This is a genomic window from Calidithermus terrae, from assembly GCF_003574345.1.
GTDB classification, from domain to species: Bacteria; Deinococcota; Deinococci; order Deinococcales; family Thermaceae; genus Calidithermus; species Calidithermus chliarophilus.
Map to the genome: position 1 here is coordinate 1 of NZ_QXDL01000080.1, position 16984 is coordinate 16984.

General features: G+C 67.5%; 32 protein-coding genes and 1 pseudogene. All 33 read left to right on the top strand.

Features of this window, described 5'->3' with window-relative positions; all coding sequences use genetic code 11:
• Positions 1–111: 111 nt before the first annotated feature.
• Positions 112–453: pseudogene (locus Mterra_RS10470) on the top strand (EF-Tu C-terminal domain-related protein); the annotation flags it as partial.
• Positions 454–464: 11 nt separating this feature from the next.
• Positions 465–782 (top strand): 30S ribosomal protein S10, encoded by a 318-nt coding sequence (gene rpsJ / locus Mterra_RS10475; RefSeq protein ID WP_018466910.1) that lies wholly within the window; start codon positions 465–467, stop codon positions 780–782.
• Positions 779–1414 (top strand): 50S ribosomal protein L3, encoded by a 636-nt coding sequence (gene rplC, locus Mterra_RS10480; RefSeq protein WP_027892137.1) that lies wholly within the window; start codon positions 779–781, stop codon positions 1412–1414. The genes rpsJ and rplC overlap by 4 nt, the downstream gene beginning before the upstream one ends.
• 18 nt (positions 1415–1432) lie before the next feature.
• Positions 1433–2068: a 50S ribosomal protein L4 gene (gene rplD, locus Mterra_RS10485; RefSeq protein ID WP_119315153.1), complete on the top strand. Its 636-nt coding sequence runs from the start codon at positions 1433–1435 to the stop codon at positions 2066–2068.
• Positions 2065–2355 carry a 50S ribosomal protein L23 gene (locus tag Mterra_RS10490; protein WP_027892139.1) on the top strand — a complete coding sequence of 97 codons (291 nt, stop codon included), beginning with the start codon at positions 2065–2067 and terminating at the stop codon, positions 2353–2355. The genes rplD and Mterra_RS10490 overlap by 4 nt, the downstream gene beginning before the upstream one ends.
• Positions 2356–2506: 151 nt before the next feature.
• A complete protein-coding gene (rplB, locus tag Mterra_RS10495) occupies positions 2507–3337 on the top strand; it encodes a 50S ribosomal protein L2 (RefSeq protein ID WP_119315154.1) in 831 nt (276 codons plus the stop codon).
• 35 nt (positions 3338–3372) lie between these two features.
• The gene (rpsS, locus tag Mterra_RS10500; protein ID WP_027892141.1) at positions 3373–3651 is read left to right on the top strand and encodes a 30S ribosomal protein S19; all 279 of its coding nucleotides are present in this window, start codon (positions 3373–3375) and stop codon (positions 3649–3651) included.
• A 53-nt stretch (positions 3652–3704) separates the two neighbouring features.
• Positions 3705–4046 (top strand): 50S ribosomal protein L22, encoded by a 342-nt coding sequence (gene rplV, locus Mterra_RS10505; protein ID WP_119315155.1) that lies wholly within the window; start codon positions 3705–3707, stop codon positions 4044–4046.
• Positions 4036–4800: a 30S ribosomal protein S3 gene (rpsC, locus tag Mterra_RS10510; RefSeq protein ID WP_119315156.1), complete on the top strand. Its 765-nt coding sequence runs from the start codon at positions 4036–4038 to the stop codon at positions 4798–4800. The genes rplV and rpsC overlap by 11 nt, the downstream gene beginning before the upstream one ends.
• A gap of 3 nt (positions 4801–4803) precedes the next feature.
• Positions 4804–5229 carry a 50S ribosomal protein L16 gene (gene rplP, locus Mterra_RS10515; RefSeq protein WP_027892143.1) on the top strand — a complete coding sequence of 142 codons (426 nt, stop codon included), beginning with the start codon at positions 4804–4806 and terminating at the stop codon, positions 5227–5229.
• The gene (gene rpmC / locus Mterra_RS10520; RefSeq protein WP_119315157.1) at positions 5207–5404 is read left to right on the top strand and encodes a 50S ribosomal protein L29; all 198 of its coding nucleotides are present in this window, start codon (positions 5207–5209) and stop codon (positions 5402–5404) included. The genes rplP and rpmC overlap by 23 nt, the downstream gene beginning before the upstream one ends.
• Before the next feature lie 144 nt (positions 5405–5548).
• Positions 5549–5842: a 30S ribosomal protein S17 gene (gene rpsQ, locus Mterra_RS10525; protein ID WP_027892145.1), complete on the top strand. Its 294-nt coding sequence runs from the start codon at positions 5549–5551 to the stop codon at positions 5840–5842.
• The gene (gene rplN, locus Mterra_RS10530; protein WP_018466899.1) at positions 5839–6207 is read left to right on the top strand and encodes a 50S ribosomal protein L14; all 369 of its coding nucleotides are present in this window, start codon (positions 5839–5841) and stop codon (positions 6205–6207) included. Before rpsQ ends, rplN begins: the two co-directional genes overlap by 4 nt.
• The gene (gene rplX, locus Mterra_RS10535; protein WP_119315158.1) at positions 6207–6596 is read left to right on the top strand and encodes a 50S ribosomal protein L24; all 390 of its coding nucleotides are present in this window, start codon (positions 6207–6209) and stop codon (positions 6594–6596) included. Before rplN ends, rplX begins: the two co-directional genes overlap by 1 nt.
• Before the next feature lies 1 nt (position 6597).
• The gene (rplE, locus tag Mterra_RS10540) at positions 6598–7146 is read left to right on the top strand and encodes a 50S ribosomal protein L5 (protein WP_119315159.1); all 549 of its coding nucleotides are present in this window, start codon (positions 6598–6600) and stop codon (positions 7144–7146) included.
• 16 nt (positions 7147–7162) lie between these two features.
• Positions 7163–7432: a 30S ribosomal protein S14 gene (rpsN, locus tag Mterra_RS10545; RefSeq protein WP_027892148.1), complete on the top strand. Its 270-nt coding sequence runs from the start codon at positions 7163–7165 to the stop codon at positions 7430–7432.
• Positions 7433–7600: 168 nt separating this feature from the next.
• Positions 7601–7996: a 30S ribosomal protein S8 gene (rpsH, locus tag Mterra_RS10550; protein WP_027892149.1), complete on the top strand. Its 396-nt coding sequence runs from the start codon at positions 7601–7603 to the stop codon at positions 7994–7996.
• Positions 7997–8102: 106 nt separating this feature from the next.
• A complete protein-coding gene (gene rplF, locus Mterra_RS10555) occupies positions 8103–8642 on the top strand; it encodes a 50S ribosomal protein L6 (protein ID WP_027892150.1) in 540 nt (179 codons plus the stop codon).
• A gap of 12 nt (positions 8643–8654) precedes the next feature.
• Complete coding sequence (gene rplR / locus Mterra_RS10560) at positions 8655–8993, top strand: 50S ribosomal protein L18 (RefSeq protein ID WP_119315160.1); 339 nt, start codon at positions 8655–8657, stop codon at positions 8991–8993.
• Positions 8994–9080: 87 nt separating this feature from the next.
• On the top strand, positions 9081–9554 hold the full coding sequence (gene rpsE, locus Mterra_RS10565) for a 30S ribosomal protein S5 (protein ID WP_027892152.1): 474 nt from the start codon (positions 9081–9083) through the stop codon (positions 9552–9554).
• Positions 9551–9733 carry a 50S ribosomal protein L30 gene (gene rpmD, locus Mterra_RS10570; RefSeq protein ID WP_119315161.1) on the top strand — a complete coding sequence of 61 codons (183 nt, stop codon included), beginning with the start codon at positions 9551–9553 and terminating at the stop codon, positions 9731–9733. The genes rpsE and rpmD overlap by 4 nt, the downstream gene beginning before the upstream one ends.
• A complete protein-coding gene (gene rplO / locus Mterra_RS10575; RefSeq protein ID WP_119315162.1) occupies positions 9733–10209 on the top strand; it encodes a 50S ribosomal protein L15 in 477 nt (158 codons plus the stop codon). Before rpmD ends, rplO begins: the two co-directional genes overlap by 1 nt.
• 1 nt (position 10210) lies before the next feature.
• The gene (gene secY, locus Mterra_RS10580; protein WP_119315163.1) at positions 10211–11536 is read left to right on the top strand and encodes a preprotein translocase subunit SecY; all 1326 of its coding nucleotides are present in this window, start codon (positions 10211–10213) and stop codon (positions 11534–11536) included.
• 97 nt (positions 11537–11633) lie between these two features.
• Positions 11634–12212: an adenylate kinase gene (locus Mterra_RS10585; protein ID WP_119315164.1), complete on the top strand. Its 579-nt coding sequence runs from the start codon at positions 11634–11636 to the stop codon at positions 12210–12212.
• 13 nt (positions 12213–12225) lie between these two features.
• A complete protein-coding gene (gene map, locus Mterra_RS10590) occupies positions 12226–12999 on the top strand; it encodes a type I methionyl aminopeptidase (RefSeq protein WP_119315165.1) in 774 nt (257 codons plus the stop codon).
• 21 nt (positions 13000–13020) lie between these two features.
• Entirely contained in the window at positions 13021–13239 is a 219-nt protein-coding gene (infA, locus tag Mterra_RS10595; RefSeq protein WP_119315166.1) for a translation initiation factor IF-1, read from the top strand.
• 19 nt (positions 13240–13258) lie between these two features.
• Entirely contained in the window at positions 13259–13372 is a 114-nt protein-coding gene (gene rpmJ / locus Mterra_RS10600; RefSeq protein ID WP_027892158.1) for a 50S ribosomal protein L36, read from the top strand.
• Positions 13373–13386: 14 nt separating this feature from the next.
• Entirely contained in the window at positions 13387–13767 is a 381-nt protein-coding gene (rpsM, locus tag Mterra_RS10605) for a 30S ribosomal protein S13 (protein WP_119315167.1), read from the top strand.
• A gap of 215 nt (positions 13768–13982) precedes the next feature.
• Positions 13983–14378: a 30S ribosomal protein S11 gene (gene rpsK, locus Mterra_RS10610; RefSeq protein WP_027892160.1), complete on the top strand. Its 396-nt coding sequence runs from the start codon at positions 13983–13985 to the stop codon at positions 14376–14378.
• A gap of 14 nt (positions 14379–14392) precedes the next feature.
• Positions 14393–15010: a 30S ribosomal protein S4 gene (gene rpsD, locus Mterra_RS10615; RefSeq protein WP_027892161.1), complete on the top strand. Its 618-nt coding sequence runs from the start codon at positions 14393–14395 to the stop codon at positions 15008–15010.
• Positions 15011–15090: 80 nt separating this feature from the next.
• Complete coding sequence (locus Mterra_RS10620) at positions 15091–16068, top strand: DNA-directed RNA polymerase subunit alpha (protein WP_119315168.1); 978 nt, start codon at positions 15091–15093, stop codon at positions 16066–16068.
• A 10-nt stretch (positions 16069–16078) separates the two neighbouring features.
• Positions 16079–16558, top strand: coding sequence for a bL17 family ribosomal protein (locus Mterra_RS10625; protein WP_119315169.1), 480 nt, complete (start codon positions 16079–16081; stop codon positions 16556–16558).
• Positions 16559–16639: 81 nt separating this feature from the next.
• A partial coding sequence (trmB, locus tag Mterra_RS10630) for a tRNA (guanine(46)-N(7))-methyltransferase TrmB (RefSeq protein ID WP_245971594.1) occupies positions 16640–16984 on the top strand: 345 nt, incomplete at its 3' end.

Below are 16984 nucleotides of genomic sequence, written 5' to 3' on the forward strand. Positions count from 1 at the left end.
GCGGGCCTCGGGGGTGGCGTCGGCGGTGAGCACCACCTTGGGCACGAGGTCGTTGCCGCGGTCGAGGCGCTGGAGCTGCTCGAGCACCTCGAAGCCGTCGAGGTGGGGCATGTGCAGGTCGAGGAGGTCGAGCGGGGGCAGGTGCTGGCCAAGCCGGGCAGCGTGACGCCGCACACCAGGTTCGAGGCCTCGGTGTACGTGCTGAAGCGGGAGGAGGGGGGGCGGCACACCGGGTTCTTCACCAACTACCGGCCGCAGTTCTACTTCCGCACCACCGACGTGACCGGGGTGGTCGAGCTGCCCAAGGGGGTGGAGATGGTGATGCCCGGCGACAACGTCACCTTCACCGTCGAGCTCATCAAGCCCATCGCCATGGAGGAGGGCCTGCGCTTCGCCATCCGCGAGGGCGGCCGCACCGTCGGCGCCGGCGTCGTCGCCAAGATCCTGGAGTAAGGAGGCCCTGAATGCCAAAGATCCGAATCAAGCTACGGGGCTTCGACCACAAGAGCCTGGACGCCTCGGCGGCCAAGATCGTCGAAACGGTCCGCCGCACCGGGGCTCAGGTCGCCGGTCCGGTGCCCCTGCCTACCCGGGTTCGCCGCTTCACCGTGCTGCGCGGTCCGTTCAAGCACAAGGACAGTCGCGAGCACTTCGAGCTGCGCACCCACAACCGCCTGGTCGACATCTCCGACCCCAACCGCAAGACCATCGAGAGCCTGCAGAGCCTCGACCTGCCCACCGGGGTGGAGATCGAAATGAAGATCCTCGGGGGTGGACGGTGAAAGGCATCCTCGGAACCAAGGTCGGCATGACCCAGGTCTGGAAGAACGACAAGGCCGTGCCGGTGACCGTGATCCTGGCCGGGCCCTGCCCGGTGGTGCAGCGCCGTACCGTCGAGAAGGACGGCTACGAGGCGGTGCAGCTCGGCTTCCAGCCCAAGAAGGCCCAGCGGGTCAACAAGCCCATGAAGGGCCACTTCGCCAAGGCCGGCGTGGAGCCCGTGCGCTACCTGCGCGAGCTGCGCGGCTTCAGTCCCGAGGGCGACACCGTGACCGTCTCCATCTTCCAGCCCGGCGAGAAGGTGGACGTCAGCGGCATCTCCAAGGGCCGCGGCTTCACCGGCGTGATGAAGCGCTGGAACTTCGCCGGCGGCAACATGACCCACGGCGCCCACAAGGTGCACCGCCACCCCGGCTCCATCGGTAACCGCAAGACCCCGGGCCGCGTGTACAAGGGCAAGAAGATGGCCGGTCACTACGGCGCCGAGCGCATCACCGTGCAGAACCTCGAGGTCGTGGACGTGATCCCCGAGGAGAACCTGATCCTGGTCAAGGGGGCCATCCCCGGCGCCAACGGCAACCTGGTGACGGTGCGCGAGACCAGCCGCCGCCCGGCGGCCAAGCGGAAGGCCTGAGGGGAGGAGCGATAGCAGATGTATAACCTCACGGTACTCTCCGCCAAGGGCAAGCGCGAGCTTCAGGCCACGCTGCCCGAAGAGATCAACCCCCACGTGCTCTACGAGGTGGTGCGCTGGCAGCTCGCCTCGCGCCGCCGGGGCACCGCCGCGACCAAGACCCGCGGCATGGTCAACTTCACCACCAAGAAGCCCTACTCCCAGAAGCACACCGGCCGTGCCCGCCACGGCGACGCCGGCGCGCCCATCTTCGTGGGCGGCGGTACGGTCTTCGGGCCCCAGCCCCGCGACTACAGCTACACCCTGCCCAAGAAGGTGCGCCAGCTCGGGCTCTCCATGGCCCTGGCCGACCGCGCCAAGGAGGGCAGGCTGCTCATCGCCGACGGCTTCGAGGGCGTGAACGGCAAGACCAAGGAGTTCGTGGCCTGGCTCGAGGCCAACGGACTGGCCGGCACCACCGTTCTGCTGGTCACCGCCGACGAGAAGGTGGCCCGCGCCGCCCGCAACCTGCCCAAGGTGCGGGTGCTGGCCCCGGCCGGCCTCAACGTCTACGACATCCTGCGCCAGGAGACCCTGGTGCTGGACATGCCCGCCTGGGAGGCGGCACAGGCCCGCTTGGCCGCGCGCGGCCAGGGCCACGGAGGTGAGGCATGAAGACCGCCTACGACGTGATCCTCAAGCCCCTGCTCTCCGAGAAGGCCTACGCCAAGTTCGCCGAGGGCACCTACACCTTCCTGGTGGCGCCCACCGCCACCAAGACCGAGATCAAGAACGCCGTGGAAGCCGCGTTCAAGGTCAAGGTGGTGCGGGTCAACGTGCAGAACTACGAGGGCAAAGCCGCCCGCTTGGGCCGCTTCACGGGAAAGAAGGCCGACCGCAAGAAGGCCATCGTCACGGTGGCCGCCGGACAGAAGATCGAGGCCCTGGAGGGCTTGATCTAAACCGGGCGTGCGCACGGGCCGCGACGGCGGTGCGCACCCCTCGCCTCGAGACCGAGCGTAGCGGCCCCATCCCGGCGGCCGCACGATGAAGGGGCAAGAGACCACTTGGGATCAGAGCGACTCGGTTAGCTCGTATCAAGTGAGGTAGACAATGGCAGTCAAGAAATTCCGTCCCTACACCCCGTCGCGCCGCTTCATGACGGTGGCGGACTTCTCCGACATCACCAAGACCAAGCCGGAGAAGAGCCTCACCGCCCCCATCAAGAAGACCGGCGGGCGCAACAACCAGGGCCGCATCACCAGCCGCTTCCGTGGCGGCGGGCACAAGCGCCTGTACCGCATCATCGACTTCCGCCGCCGCGACAAGGCCAACATCCCGGCCAAGGTGGCCGCCATCGAGTACGACCCCAACCGCACCGCGCGCATCGCGCTGCTGTTCTACAAGGACGGCGAGAAGCGCTACATCCTGGCCCCCGACGGCCTGGCGGTCGGCGCCGAGGTGCTCAGCGGCCCCGAAGCCCTCATCCAGCCCGGCAACGCCCTGCCCCTGCGCTTCATCCCGGTCGGTACGGTGATCCACGCGGTCGAGCTCGAGCCCGGCAAGGGCGCCAAGATGGCCCGCAGCGCCGGCACCAGCGTGCAGGTCCAGGGCCGCGAGGGCGACTACGTGATCCTGCGCCTGCCCTCGGGCGAGCTGCGCAAGGTCCACGCCGAGAGCTACGCCACCATCGGCACCGTCTCCAACGCCGACCACAAGAACATCGTGCTGGGCAAGGCGGGCCGCACCCGCCACCGCGGCCGCAAGGGCCACGTGCGCGGCACCGTGATGAACCCGGTGGACCACCCCCACGGCGGTGGTGAGGGCCGTGCCCCCCGCGGCCGCGCCCCCGTCTCGCCCTGGGGCCAGCAGGCGAAAGGTCTCAAGACCCGCAAGAAGAAGAAGCCCTCGAGCGCCCTCATCGTTGCCCGGCGCAAGAAATAAAGGTTTTGGTGCCCTAGGCACGAGTAGGAGAAACTATGCCGCGTAGCATGAAGAAAGGGGTTTTCATCGACGGCCACCTCATCGAGAAGGTGGAGGCGATGAACGCCAAGGGTGAGAAGCGGGTCATCAAGACCTGGAGCCGCCGCAGCACCATCGTCCCCGAGATGATCGGCCACACCCTGGCGGTGTACAACGGCAAGCAGCACGTCCCGGTGTACGTCACCGAGCAGATGGTAGGGCACAAGCTGGGCGAATTCGCCCCCACCCGCACCTACCGCGGGCACGGGAAGGACACCAAGGCCACCAAGAAGTAAGTCCGCCACCTTCCGGCTCAGCCGGAAGGGCGACCGAAGGGAGAATGCACGGAATGGAAGCTAAAGCCATCGCTCGCTACATCCGCATGTCGCCCCGCAAGGCCCGCCTGGTGGTGGACCTGATCCGGGGCAAGGGTGTGGACGAGGCCAAGGCCATCCTCAAGTACACCAACAAGCGGGCCTCCGAGCCCGTGGTGAAGGTGCTCGAGTCGGCCGCGGCCAACGCCATCAACAACTTCGACATGCTCGAGGACCAACTGGTGGTCAAGGCCGCCTACGTGGACGAGGGGCCCTCGCTCAAGCGGGTGCTGCCCCGCGCCCGCGGCCAGGCCCACATCATCAAGAAGCGTACCAGCCACATCACCATCATCGTGGGGGAGAAAGATGGGAAATAAGATCAACCCCGTGGGCCTGCGCCTCGGCATCACCCGCGAGTTCGAGTCGCGCTGGTACGCCGGCAAGAAGGCCTACGCCAAGACCATCGTCGAAGACCGCAAGATCCGCGCGCAGATCGAGCGCGAGCTCCGGCCCGCCGGCCTGGCCCGCATCGACATCGAGCGCGCGGCCGACAACGTGGCCGTCACCGTCTACGCCGCCAAGCCCGGCGTGGTGATCGGCCGCGGCGGCGAGACCATCAAGCGCCTGCGCGAGAGCCTGCAGAAGCAGTTCCCCGGCAAGACCGTCGCGCTCAACGTGCAGGAGGTGGGCAACCCCAACCTCTCCGCCCCGCTGGTGGCCCAGCGCGTGGCCGAGCAGATCGAGCGCCGCTTCGCCGTGCGCCGCAGCATCAAGCAGGCCGTGCAGCGCGTGCGCGAGAGCGGGGCCCAGGGGGCTAAGATCGTGGTCTCCGGCCGCATCGGCGGCGCCGAGCAGGCCCGCGTGGAGTGGGCCGCCGAAGGCCGCGTGCCCCTGCACACCCTGCGCGCCAACATCGACTACGGCACCGCCCGCGCCGAGACCACCTACGGCTCGCTGGGCGTGAAGGCCTACGTCTTCATGGGCGAGGTCATCGGCGGCAAGAAGGTCGGGGCGGTGCCCGCCCCCGCGCCGCGCCCCGCCACGCCCCGCCGCGACCGCGAAGACGGCCGTCCCCGCCGCCGCTCGGCCGTGCGCCGCAGCGGGGGAGGCACCCGCGAGGGGGGTGAGTAAGCCATGCTGATGCCCAAGCGCATGAAGTACCGCAAGGCCCACCGCGGCCGCATGGCCGGCGCCGCCAAGGGCGGTGACTACGTGGCCTTCGGCGAGTGGGGCCTGGTGACCACCGAACCCGGCTGGATCACCGCCCAGCAGATCGAAGCCGCCCGTGTGGCCATGGTGCGCCACTTCCGCCGCGGCGGGAAGATCTTCATCCGCATCTTCCCCGACAAGCCCTTCACCAAGAAGCCCCTGGAAGTCCGAATGGGTAAGGGTAAGGGTAACGTCGAAGGCTACGTGGCCGTGGTCAAGCCCGGCCGGGTGATGTTCGAGGTGGCGGGCGTGACCGAGGAGCAGGCCCGTGAAGCGCTGCGCCTGGCCGGTCACAAGCTGCCGGTGCTGACGAAGGTGGTGAGACGCGATGCCTACGATGAAGCTCAGTGAGATCCGCAAGCTCTCGGTGGCCGACCTGCAGAAGGAGGTGGCCGCCCGCAAGAAGGAGCTCATGGAGCTGCGCTTCCAGGCCTCCATCGGCCAGCTCGACAAGAACCACCGCGTGCGGGAGACCAAGCGCGAGATCGCCCGGCTCCTCACCGTCCTGACGGAGAAGCAGAAGTAGCTCGCGGCCCCCGCCCAGCGGGGGCGCGGCCCTTGGCGGCCTGGCAGCGTTGGTGTATACTCGCCATTTGGACTGCTTGGGTCGCCCCTTTCCCGCAGGGCAGAGTGCGGCCTGTGGCTCTTGAAATAAAGGAGAAGATCGAGGATGCCGAAGAAAAGCCTGACCGGCGTGGTGGTCAGCGACAAGATGGAAAAGACCGTCGCTGTCCTGGTGGAGCGCCAGTTCCCCCACCCCATTTACGGCAAGGTGATCAAGCGCTCCAAGAAGTACCTCGCCCACGACGAAAAGGGCGAGTACAAGCTGGGCGACGTGGTCGAGATCCGGGAGTCCCGCCCGATGTCGGCCCGCAAGCGCTTCACCGTGGTCAAGAAGGTCGAGGAAGGCCGGATGGACCTGATCGAGCGTTACCTGCTGCGCAAGGAGCGTGGTAAGGCATGATCCAGAACGAGACCGTACTCGACGTAGCCGACAACACCGGAGCCCGCAAGATCGCGGCCATCCGCATCATGGGGGGTTCCAACCGCAAGTACGCCAGCGTGGGCGACATCATCGTGGCTTCGGTCAAGGAGGCCATCCCGCGCGGCATGGTCAAGGAAGGCGAGGTGGTCAAGGCCGTGGTGGTGCGTACCGCCAAGGAGATCCGCCGCGCCGACGGCAGCACCATCCGCTTCGACACCAACGCTGCCGTGATCATCAACAACCAGAACGAGCCCCGCGGCACGCGCGTGTTCGGCCCGGTGGCCCGTGAGCTGCGCGAGCGCGGCTTCATGAAGATCGTCTCCTTGGCCCCCGAGGTGCTGTGATGGAAAAGGCCAAGCTTCATGTGAAGAAGGGGGACACCGTCCTGGTGATCTCCGGCAGGAAGGACCGCACCGACCCCAAGACCGGCGAGTTCAAGCCCGGCATCAAGGGCAAGACCGGCAAGGTGCTGGCGGTCAACCCCAAGGAACAGACCGTGGTGGTGGAGGGGATCAACGTCATCAAGCGCGCCGTGCGCCCCAACCCCCGCAACCCCCAGGGCGGCTTCGTGGAGAAGGAAGGCCCGCTGCACGTCTCCAAGGTGATGCCGGTCTGCCCGAGCTGCGGCAAGCCCACCCGCGTGCGCAAGAAGGAAGTCACCGAGAACGGCAAGACCCGCCGCGTCCGCGTGTGCGTGAGCTGCGGGGGCGCCTTGGACGTGAAGGAGAAGTGAGATGGCGCTCGAGGTTTACCTGCGCAACAAGTACAAGACCGAAGTCGTCCCCGAGCTGATGAAGCGCTTCGGCTACGACAACGTCATGGCGGTGCCGCGCCTGGTGAAGGTCGTGGTCAACCAGGCCCTGGGCGAGGCCAAGGAGGACAGCCGCATCCTGGAGAAGGCCGGGCAGGAGCTCGCGCTCATCACCGGCCAGAAGCCGGCCGTCACCCGCGCCAAGAAGTCGATCTCCAACTTCAAGCTGCGCCAGGGCATGCCCATCGGCCTGCGGGTGACGCTGCGCAACGACCGCATGTGGATCTTCCTCGAGAAGCTCCTCACCGTCGGCCTGCCCCGCATCCGCGACTTCCGCGGCATCAACCCGGGCGGCTTCGACGGGCGCGGCAACTACAACCTGGGGCTGCGCGAACAGGCGATCTTCCCCGAGATCACCTTCGACATGGTCGACGCCGTGCGCGGCATGGACATCGCCGTCGTGACCACCGCCAAGACCGACGAGGAGGCGCGGGCGCTGCTCGAGCTGCTGGGCTTCCCGTTCCGCAAGTAAGAGAGGAGGTGAGTCAATGGCGAAGAAATCGCAAGTCGAGAAGATGAAGCGCAAGCAGAAGACCGTCGCCAAGTACGCCGCCAAGCGGGCCGCGCTCAAGGCCGCCGGGGACTGGGCCGCACTGGCCGAGCTGCCCCGCGACGCCAGCCCTACCCGCCACAAGAACCGCTGCGCGTTCACCGGCCGGGCCAAGGGCTACATCCGCTACTTCGGCATCAGCCGCATCCAGCTGCGGGAGATGGCCCACAGGGGGCTCCTGCCCGGCGTGAAGAAGGCTAGCTGGTAAAGGTGGTCTGGCCGGTCGGAGGCTTTGCTCCGAGACCGCAGGCCAACCGAGCCCACGAGCCGGAGGGGTTGCCCAAGTCGCACGGTTGAGCGCAAACGGCTCAAGACCTGACTCGCGCGGCAGACCCGCCAAGAATAGCTCCGCTCGGGGCGTAAGAGGAGAGGAAGAATGTACAGCGATCCTATTGCCGACATGTTGACCCGGATCCGCAACGGTCTGACGGTCCACAAGGAGAGCGTGGAGGTGCCTGCTTCGAAGTTCAAGGAGCAGATCGCCCAGCTCCTGGTGCGCGAGGGCTACCTCAAGGGCCTCGAGCGCGTCGAGGTCGAGGGCAAGCCCTACCTGCGCCTGATCCTCAAGTACGGCCCCCGCCGTGAGAAGGTCATCCAGCACATCCAGCGCGTCAGCCGCCCTGGCCGGCGCGTCTACGTCAACGCCGAGAACGTGCCCGTGGTGCGCAAGGGCCTGGGCACGGCCATCATCTCGACCTCCAAGGGTGTGCTCGTGGACCGCGAAGCCCGCAGGCTGGGCGTGGGCGGCGAAATCATCTGCGAGGTGTGGTAATCGAGCCCCCAAACCAGCCGATTTGGGGCCGGCCCGAAGTTGACGCCAACTGCCGAACGAGACCGTCGCGCTTGTTCGGGGGCCCCCAGAAGGAGAAATAAAAGCCATGTCTCGAATTGGTAAACAAGCCATCCCCCTGCCCAAGGGCGTGACCGTTGAAGTGGCTTATGCCAACGTCAAGGTCAAGGGCCCCAAGGGCGAGAACACCGTTGCCGTCGATCCCGAGCTCAAGGTGAGCGTCGCGGACGGCAGCGTCAAGGTCGAGCGCCCCACCGACCAGCGCCGCCACAGGAGCCTGCACGGCCTCACCCGCACCCTCATCGCCAACGCGGTCAAGGGCGTGGCCGAGGGCTACAGCCGCGAGATGCTGATCAAGGGCATCGGTTACCGCGCCAAGCTCGCCGGCAAGAACCTCGAGCTCACCGTCGGCTACAGCCACCCGGTGGTCGTCGAGCCCCCGCAGGGCATCACCTTCGAGGTGCCCGAGCCCACCAAGGTGGTCATCCGCGGCATCGACAAGCAGCTCGTGGGCCAGACCGCGGCCAACCTGCGCTCGATCCGCAAGCCCAGCGCCTACCACGAGAAGGGCATCTACTACGCCGACGAGCCCATCAAGCTCAAGCCCGGCAAGACCGGCACCAAGTAAGGAGGATGAGCCATGTCCAAACTCTCCACTGCTGATCGCCGCAAGTTCCGCGTGCGCAATGCGGTCAAGGCTTCCGGACGGCTCCGCCTGTCGGTCTTCCGCAGCCTCCAGCACATCTACGCGCAGATCATCGACGACTCCAAGGGCGTGACCCTGGCCTCGGCCTCGAGCAAGGCCCTGGGCCTCACCGGCAACAAGACCGAGGTGGCGAAGAAGGTGGGCGAGGCCCTCGCCAAGGCCGCCAAGGAGAAAGGCATCACCCAGGTGGTCTTCGACCGCGGCGGCTACAAGTACCACGGGCGGGTCAAGGCCCTGGCCGACGGCGCCCGCGAGGGCGGGTTGGAGTTCTAACGCCGAGGGTCGAGCGTCCAGGGTTAACGGCCGACGGAAGGCGCTAGACCCCAGACCCTCGACACCGACGCGCTGAAGGAGCAGATAATGCCCGAGACCGATTTCGAAGAAAAGATGATCGTGGTGCGCCGCACCGCCAAGACCTACCAGGGCGGCCGCCGCTTCCGCTTCGGGGCGCTGGTCGTGGTGGGCGACCGCCAGGGCCGGGTGGGGCTGGGCCTGGGCAAGGCCAAGGAAGTGCCCATCGCGGTGCAGAAGGCCCAGAACTACGCCCGCCGCTCGCTGGTCGAGGTGCCCCTGCAGGGCGGCACCATCCCCCACGAGATCCAGGTGACCCACGGCTCCTCCACCATCCTGCTGCGCCCGGCGGCCCCCGGCACCGGCGTGATCGCGGGCATGGTGCCCCGCGCCATCCTCGAGCTCGCCGGCGTCACCGACGTGCTCACCAAGGAGCTCGGCTCGCGCAACCCCGTCAACATCGCCTACGCCACCATGGAGGCGCTGCGCCAGCTCCAGACCTGGCAGGACGTCAAGCGCCTGCGCAAGGAGGAGGTGGCCTGATGGCGATCCGCGTCAAGCTGACCAAGAGCCCCATCGGCTACCCCAAGGACCAGAAGGCCGCCCTCAAGGCCCTGGGCCTGACCAAGATGCACCGGGTGCGCGAGCTGGCCGACAACCCCGCCGTGCGGGGCCAGATCGCCAAGGTCGCCCACCTGGTCACCGTTGAGGAGGCCAAGTAATGAAACTCACCGACCTGCGCCCCAACCCGGGGGCCAACAAGAAGCGCAAGCGCGTGGCCCGCGGCCCCGGCTCGGGCCACGGCAAGACCGCCGGGCGCGGCCACAAGGGCCAGAAGTCCCGCTCGGGCGGCCTGAAGAACTCCAGCCGCTTCGAGGGCGGGCGCTCGACCTTGCTCATGCGGCTGCCCAAGCGCGGCATGAGCGGCCAGGTGCCCGGCGAGATCAAGCGCGTGGAGTACCAGGTGGTCAACGTCGGCGCGATCGCCAAGGCCTTCACCCAGGGCGAAGTCACCCCCGAGGCCCTGGCCGACGCCGGGCTGGTGCGTCCGGGCTACCCGGTGAAGGTGCTCGCCAACGGCGAGATCGGCGCCGCGCTGAAGGTGACGGCCCACAAGTTCTCCGCCGCCGCGGCCGAGAAGATCAAGGCCGCCGGGGGCGAGGCCATCGCCCTCGAGGGCAACAGCGAGGGAGCCTAACATGCTCCGGGCTTTCCGGGATGCCCTCTTCATCCCCGAGCTTCGTGCCCGGATCATCTTCACCTTGATGGTGCTGGCGGCCTACCGCCTGTGCGCCTTCATCCCCACCCCCGGCGTGGACTACACCAAGATCAAGGAGTACCTGGGCACCCAGGCCGGGGGGGCGCTGGGCATCATCAACCTCTTCTCGGGCTCCAACTTCGAGCAGTTCTCCATCTTCGCGCTGGGCATCATGCCCTACATCACCGCCTCGATCATCATGAACCTCCTGGTCACGGTGGTGCCGGCGCTGGAGAAGCTGCAGAAGGAGGGCGAGGAGGGCCGCCGCATCATCAACCGCTACACCCGCTACGCGGGCGTGGCGCTGGGCGGGGTGCAGGCGCTGTTCCTCTCCACCGCCTTCCTCTCCTCCAACAACGGGCAGTTCCTGCTGCCCGGCTGGGAGCCCAATTTCTTCTTCCACTTCATCGTGGTGGTGACCCAGGTCGCGGGGATCGCGCTGGTGCTGTGGATGGCCGAGCGCATCACCGAGTACGGGGTGGGCAACGGCACCAGCATGATCATCTTCGCGGGCATCATCGCGGGCTGGCCGCTGTCCATCGCCCAGACCGCCGGTCTGGTGGGCGCCGGGCAGGCCAACCTCATCGCGCTGATCCTCTTCATCGCCTTCCTGGTCGCGGCCTTCGCCTTCATGGCTACCATCACCCAGGCCGAGCGCCGCATCCCCGTGCAGTACGCCCGTAAGCAGGTGGGGCGGCGGGTCTACGGCGGGCAGGCCACCTACATCCCGGTCAAGGTCAACGCGGCGGGGGTCATCCCCATCGTGTTCGCGGCGGCGCTGCTGCAGGTGCCCCTGTTCATCGCCGGCTCCTTCACCCAGAGCCAGGTGGCCCAGTCCATCGCCAACTTCTTCAACCCCACCAACCTCTCCGGGCTCGTCATCGAGGTGCTGCTGATCTTCGGCTTCACCTACATCTACACCGCCGTGCAGTTCGACCCCCGGCGCATCGCCGAGAACCTGCGCGAGTACGGCGGCTTCATCCCCGGCATCCGCCCCGGCGACCCCACCGTCAAGTTCCTCGAGCACATCGTCTCGCGCCTGACGCTGTGGGGGGCGCTGTTCCTGGCGGCGGTCGCGGCCATCCCCACGCTGGTGCTGCAGGCCACGGGCTTCAGCCTGGTGGCCTTCTCGGGGATCAGCCTGCTGATCGTGGTCGGGGTGGCGCTCGACACCCTGCGCCAGATCGAGTCGCAGCTCATGCTGCGCAACTACGAAGGCTTCTTGTCCAAAGGCCGCATCCGCGGCCGCACCGGCTCGCGCTTCTGAGTCTCCCGGCGGCGGGCGTGCAGTCCGCCGCCGGGGGCCCCGGGGCACGAGCTCGGGGAAGACCGGAGGCCGCACACTTTTCAGGGGAACATTCACTATGGGCGAAGCGGTTATCTTCCTGGGACCGCCTGGGGCCGGAAAAGGCACCCAGGCCAAACGTCTGGCTGCCGAGAAGGGCTACCGCCAGCTCTCCACCGGCGATATCCTGCGCAGCCACATCGCCCGCGGCACCGAGCTGGGCCGGAAGGTCGGGCCGATCCTGGACCGGGGCGACCTGGTGCCCGACGACCTGATCCTCGAGCTCGTCAAGGAAGAGATCGCCGCCATGCCCGCCCCCAGGATCATCTTCGACGGCTTCCCGCGCACCTACGCCCAGGCCGAGGCCCTGGACCGGCTCCTGGCGGAGCTGGGCGTCGAGCTGCGCGGCGTGCTGCTGGTGGACGTGCCGCGGGAGGAGCTCATCAAACGCCTGCTGGGCCGTGCCGAGGCCGAGGGGCGCTCCGACGACAACGAGGCCACCATCCGCAACCGCCTGGCGGTGTACGAGGAGAAGACCCAACCCCTGGTCGAGTACTACGCCCGCACCGGCAGCCTCAAGGCCATCGACGGCCTGGGCAGCATGGACGAGGTGTGGGCCCGCATCCAGAGCGCCCTGAACAACGGGCGCCTGCCCTGAAGGAGACGGCGGCGTGGCGATCGTGATCAAAAGCCCCTGGGAGCTCGAGCGCATGGCCGAGACCGGCCGGCTGCACACCGAGATCTTCGCCGAGCTCGAGCCCCTGGTCCGCCCCGGCGTGACCACCCTGGAGCTCGAGCAGTTCGTCGCCCGGGCCATCAAGGAGCGCGGCGGGGTGGCCCCGCAGATGGGCTACCAGGGCACTTACCCCTTCGCCACCTGCATGTCGCTCAACGAGGTGGTCGTGCACGGCTTCCCCGGCAAGCGCGCGCTGAAGGAGGGCGACGTGCTGAAGGTGGACTTCGCCTTCACCTACCAGGGCTTCACCACCGACATGGCCCGCACCTACGCCATCGGCAAGGTCTCGCCCGAGGCCGAGAAGCTCATCCGCGTCACCGAGGAGGCCTTCTGGGCGGGGCTGGAGGTCATGAAGGCGGGCAACCGCACCGGCGACGTGGCGGCCACCGTGCAGCAGTACGTCGAGGGCCACGGCTTCTGGGTGGTGCGCGAGATGGTGGGCCACGGCGTGGGCCGCTCGATGCACGAAGACCCCCAGGTGCCCAACTTCGGCAAGGCCGGGCAGGGCCCCAAGCTGCGCCCGGGCATGACCCTGGCCTTCGAGCCAATGGTTACGCAATTCCCGGCCAAGGTGGTAATATTGGAGGATGGTTGGACGGCCAGCGCCGGCAAAGGCAACCTGGCCGCCCACTATGAAAACACCGTAGCGATCACCGAGGCCGGCCCAAGGCTCCTCACCGGGAGCCCGCGGTCGGTTGCGGCACGCTGAGGTGAGGGGAAGGAGAGGCGCTTGGCGAAGGACAAAGACACGATTCGGATGGAAGGGGTCATCTCGGAGGCCCTGCCCAACACCACCTTTAGGGTTCAGCTCGACAACGGCCCCGAAATCCTGTGCTACATCTCGGGCAAGATGCGCATGAACTACATCCGCATCCTGCCGGGCGACCGGGTGGTGGTCGAGGTCACCCCCTACGACCCGAGCCGGGGCAGGATCGTTTACAGGAAGTAGCCCACGGAGGAGAGAGAGCATGAAGGTCAGAGCGTCGGTCAAGAAAATCTGCGACAAGTGCAAGATCGTGAAGCGCCACGGTCGGGTCTTCGTGATCTGCGAGGAGCCCAAGCACAAGCAGCGGCAAGGTTAAAGGAGAGAAGAGGAATGGCTCGTATTGCAGGCGTCGAAATCCCCCGCAACAAGCGTGTGGACATCGCCCTTACCTACATCTACGGCGTGGGCCCCCACCGCGCTAAAGAAGCCCTCGAGGCCACCCAGATCGACCCCTCGGTGCGCGTGAAGGACCTCAGCGAGGCCGACGTGGCCAAGCTGCGCGAGCACATCGAGAACAGCTACAAGACCGAGGGCGAGCTGCGCGCCGAGGTCGCGGGCAACATCAAGCGCCTCATGGACATCGGCTGCTTCCGCGGCCTGCGCCACCGCCGCAGCCTGCCCGTGCGCGGCCAGCGCACCCGCACCAACGCCCGCACCCGCAAGGGCCCGCGCAAGACCGTGGCCGGCAAGAAGAAGGCCCCGCGCAAGTAACCGTCAGGGCTTCCGGGACCCGCTTGGGGTTTTGGAGGCGAGGCAATTAGGAAGTACAAAGCTGGAATGAAGTCCCACTTTGGGCCAGCAGAGACTCCTAGCTAGCGTTGAGCCCCCGGTTTCGGGGTTTCCGCCCCGGGCGCGACCAGGCGCACCCAAGTCGCAGTAACCCCCAGCGGAAGGATTCGCTCAACGTGGGTGCAACCGAGGAGAGTATGGCCGCACCGAAGAAGGCAACCAAGAAGAAAGTCAAGCGCCACGTGACCAGTGGGCGGGCGTTCATCCACGCCTCCTACAACAACACCATCGTCACCATCACCGACGCCGACGGCAACCCCGTGACCTGGTCGTCGGGCGGGGTGATCGGCTACAAGGGCAGCCGCAAGGGCACCCCCTACGCCGCCCAGCTCGCCGCCATGGACGCCGCCAAGAAGGCCCAGGGCTTCGGCATGACCAGCGTGGACGTGGTGGTGCGCGGCACCGGCGCGGGCCGCGAGCAGGCCATCCGCGCCCTGCAGGCTTCGGGGATCCAGGTGCGCTCCATCGTCGATGACACCCCCGCCCCCCACAACGGCTGCCGTCCGCGCAAGAAGTTCCGCAAGATTGCTTAAGGAGTGATTGAACGATGGGTCGTTACGCTGGTCCTGTTGTCAAAGTCGCCCGCCGGCTGGGCATCAACATAGCCGAGACCGAGAAGGTACAGAAGTACCTCGACCGCCGCCCCTACTCGCCCGGCCAGCACGGGCAGAAGAAGACCCGCCGCCCCTCCGACTACGCGGTGCGCCTGCGCGAGAAGCAGAAGCTGCGCTTCATCTACGAGGTCGGCGAGCGCCAGTTCCGCAACCTCTTCGAAGAGGCCAGCCGCAAGAAGGGCGTCACCGGCACCATCTTCCTCCAGCTCCTCGAGTCGCGCCTCGACAACGTCGTCTTCCGCATGGGCATCGCCTCCACCCGCCGCCAGGCCCGCCAGTTCGTGCGCCACGGCCACATCCTGGTCAACGGCAAGAAGGTGGACCTGCCCGGCTACCGCGTGCAGCAGGGCGACGAGATCGCCGTGAGCGAGAAGGGCAAGAAGCTGGCCTTCATCCAGGCCAACGTCGAGCGCTTCAAGGGCCGCAAGTCCTTCCCCTGGGTCGAGTTCAACCCCGAGACCATGAAGGGCCGCTTCCTGCGCGTTCCCGAGCGCGAGGCCCTCTCCATCCCGGTCAACGAGCAGCTCGTGATCGAGTTCTACTCGAGGTAAAGCGTCGGGTGCCTGGAGCCTGAGCTCGGGCTGAGAACGCCCCAGACCCCAGACCCCAGACGCCTCCGTAGGAGGAAACTTTGGAAACCACCAAGACCAAAGCTCCGGTGTTCAACGCCCGAATTGACGGGAACTACGGCGAGTTCGTGCTCGAGCCCCTGGAGCGGGGCTTTGGCGTGACCCTCGGGAACCCGCTGCGGCGCATTCTGCTGTCCTCGATCCCCGGCACCGCCGTCACCAGCGTCTACATCGAGGACGTGCTGCACGAATTCTCCACCATCAACGGCGTCAAGGAGGACGTCGTCCAGCTCATCCTCAACCTCAAGGAGCTGGTGGTGAAGTTCCACACCCCCGGCACCAAGACCCTCACCCTGCGCGCCCAGGGGCCGCGCGAGGTGTACGCCCGCGACCTCGAGGTGCCCTCCGACGCCGAGATCGTCAACCCCGACCTCTACATCGCGACGCTGGGCGCGGGGGCCAAGCTGGTGCTCGAGGTGCGCGTGGACGAGGGCGTGGGCTACGTGCCCGCCGAGCGCCACGGCATCAAGGACCGCATCTCCTCGATCCCCGTGGACGCGCACTACTCGCCCGTGCGGCGCGTGGCCTACCAGGTCGAGGACACCCGCCTGGGCCAGCGCACCGACCTGGACAAGCTCACCCTGCGGGTGTGGACCGACGGTTCGGTCTCCCCCATGGAAGTCTTGCAGCAGGCGGTGGGGATCCTGCGCGAGCAGCTCGGCTTCTTCGACCAGTCCCCGGTGATCCGGGCGCAGGAGAAGCCCGTGACCCCCTCGCTCGGCAGCTCGAGCTTCGCCCCCCCCGCCCGCGAGGTGGGCGCCCCCAGCAAGCCCGCGGTGGCCTCCACCGGCCTGACCCTCGACGAGCTGGGCCTCACCACCCGCGTGCTGCACAACCTAAAGGAAGAAGGCATCGAGTCGGTGGAGAGCCTGTTGGCCCTCTCCGAGCGCGAACTCAAGAAAGTGCCCGGCATCGGCGACCGCAGCCTCGACGAGATCAAGGCGGTGCTGATGCAACACGGGCTCGACCTCAAAGAGTAGGAGTCAGAACATGCGTCACCTGAAGTCCGGACGGAAGCTCAACCGCAGCTCCTCGCACCGCGTGGCCCTGGCGCGCAACCAGGCCAAGGCGCTGATCGAGCACGGCCGCATCACCACCACCATCCCCAAGGCCAAGGAGCTCGTGGGGTTCGTTGACGGCCTCATCAACACCGCCAAGAAGGCGCCCACCCTCACCGTGCCCGAGGGCACGCGCTTCACCAAGCCCCTCGACAAGGACGGCAAGCCGCGCGCCCTGAAGGAAGGCGAGCGCATGGCTACCCCTGAGGAGCTCAAGGCCGTCGCGCAGCGCAACCACCTGCGCCGCCTGCTGCTGCGCGACCTGCACGACCCCAAGCTCGTGCGCAAGCTCTTCGACGAGATCGCCCCCAAGTACGCCTCCCGCCCGGGCGGCTACACCCGCGTGCTCAAGCTGGCCGAGCGCCGCCGCGGCGACGGCACCCAGCTCGCGCTCGTGGAGCTGGTGGACTGATCCGCCCAGCCCGACGTTCAACGCCCAACGCCGAAGGCCGAAAACCTTTGGCGTTTTTTTCGCTCCGAAGGTGAAAGCGTGTTGCTGCTACGTCCCGGGACCCTGAACTTTCCCCTTTCCCCCGCCGAGGTCTGGGGCCGGGAAGGGGAGCTGGTGCTCGAGGTCGGCCACGGCGACGGCCGCTTCACCGCCGAGATCGCCCGCCGCCACCCGGGGTGGAACATCCTGGGCGTGGAGGTCTCGGCGGCGAGCGTGGCGCGCGCCCTCAAGCGCATGCGGCGGGAGGGCGTGACCAGCGTGCGGCTCTACCACGGCGAGGCGGCCTTCGCCCTGCGCAACCTCGTCGCCCCGCGCGGCCTGAGCCGGGTCTACGTCAATTTCCCCGACCCCTGGCCCAAGGCCAAGCACGAGGAGAACCGCCTGCTG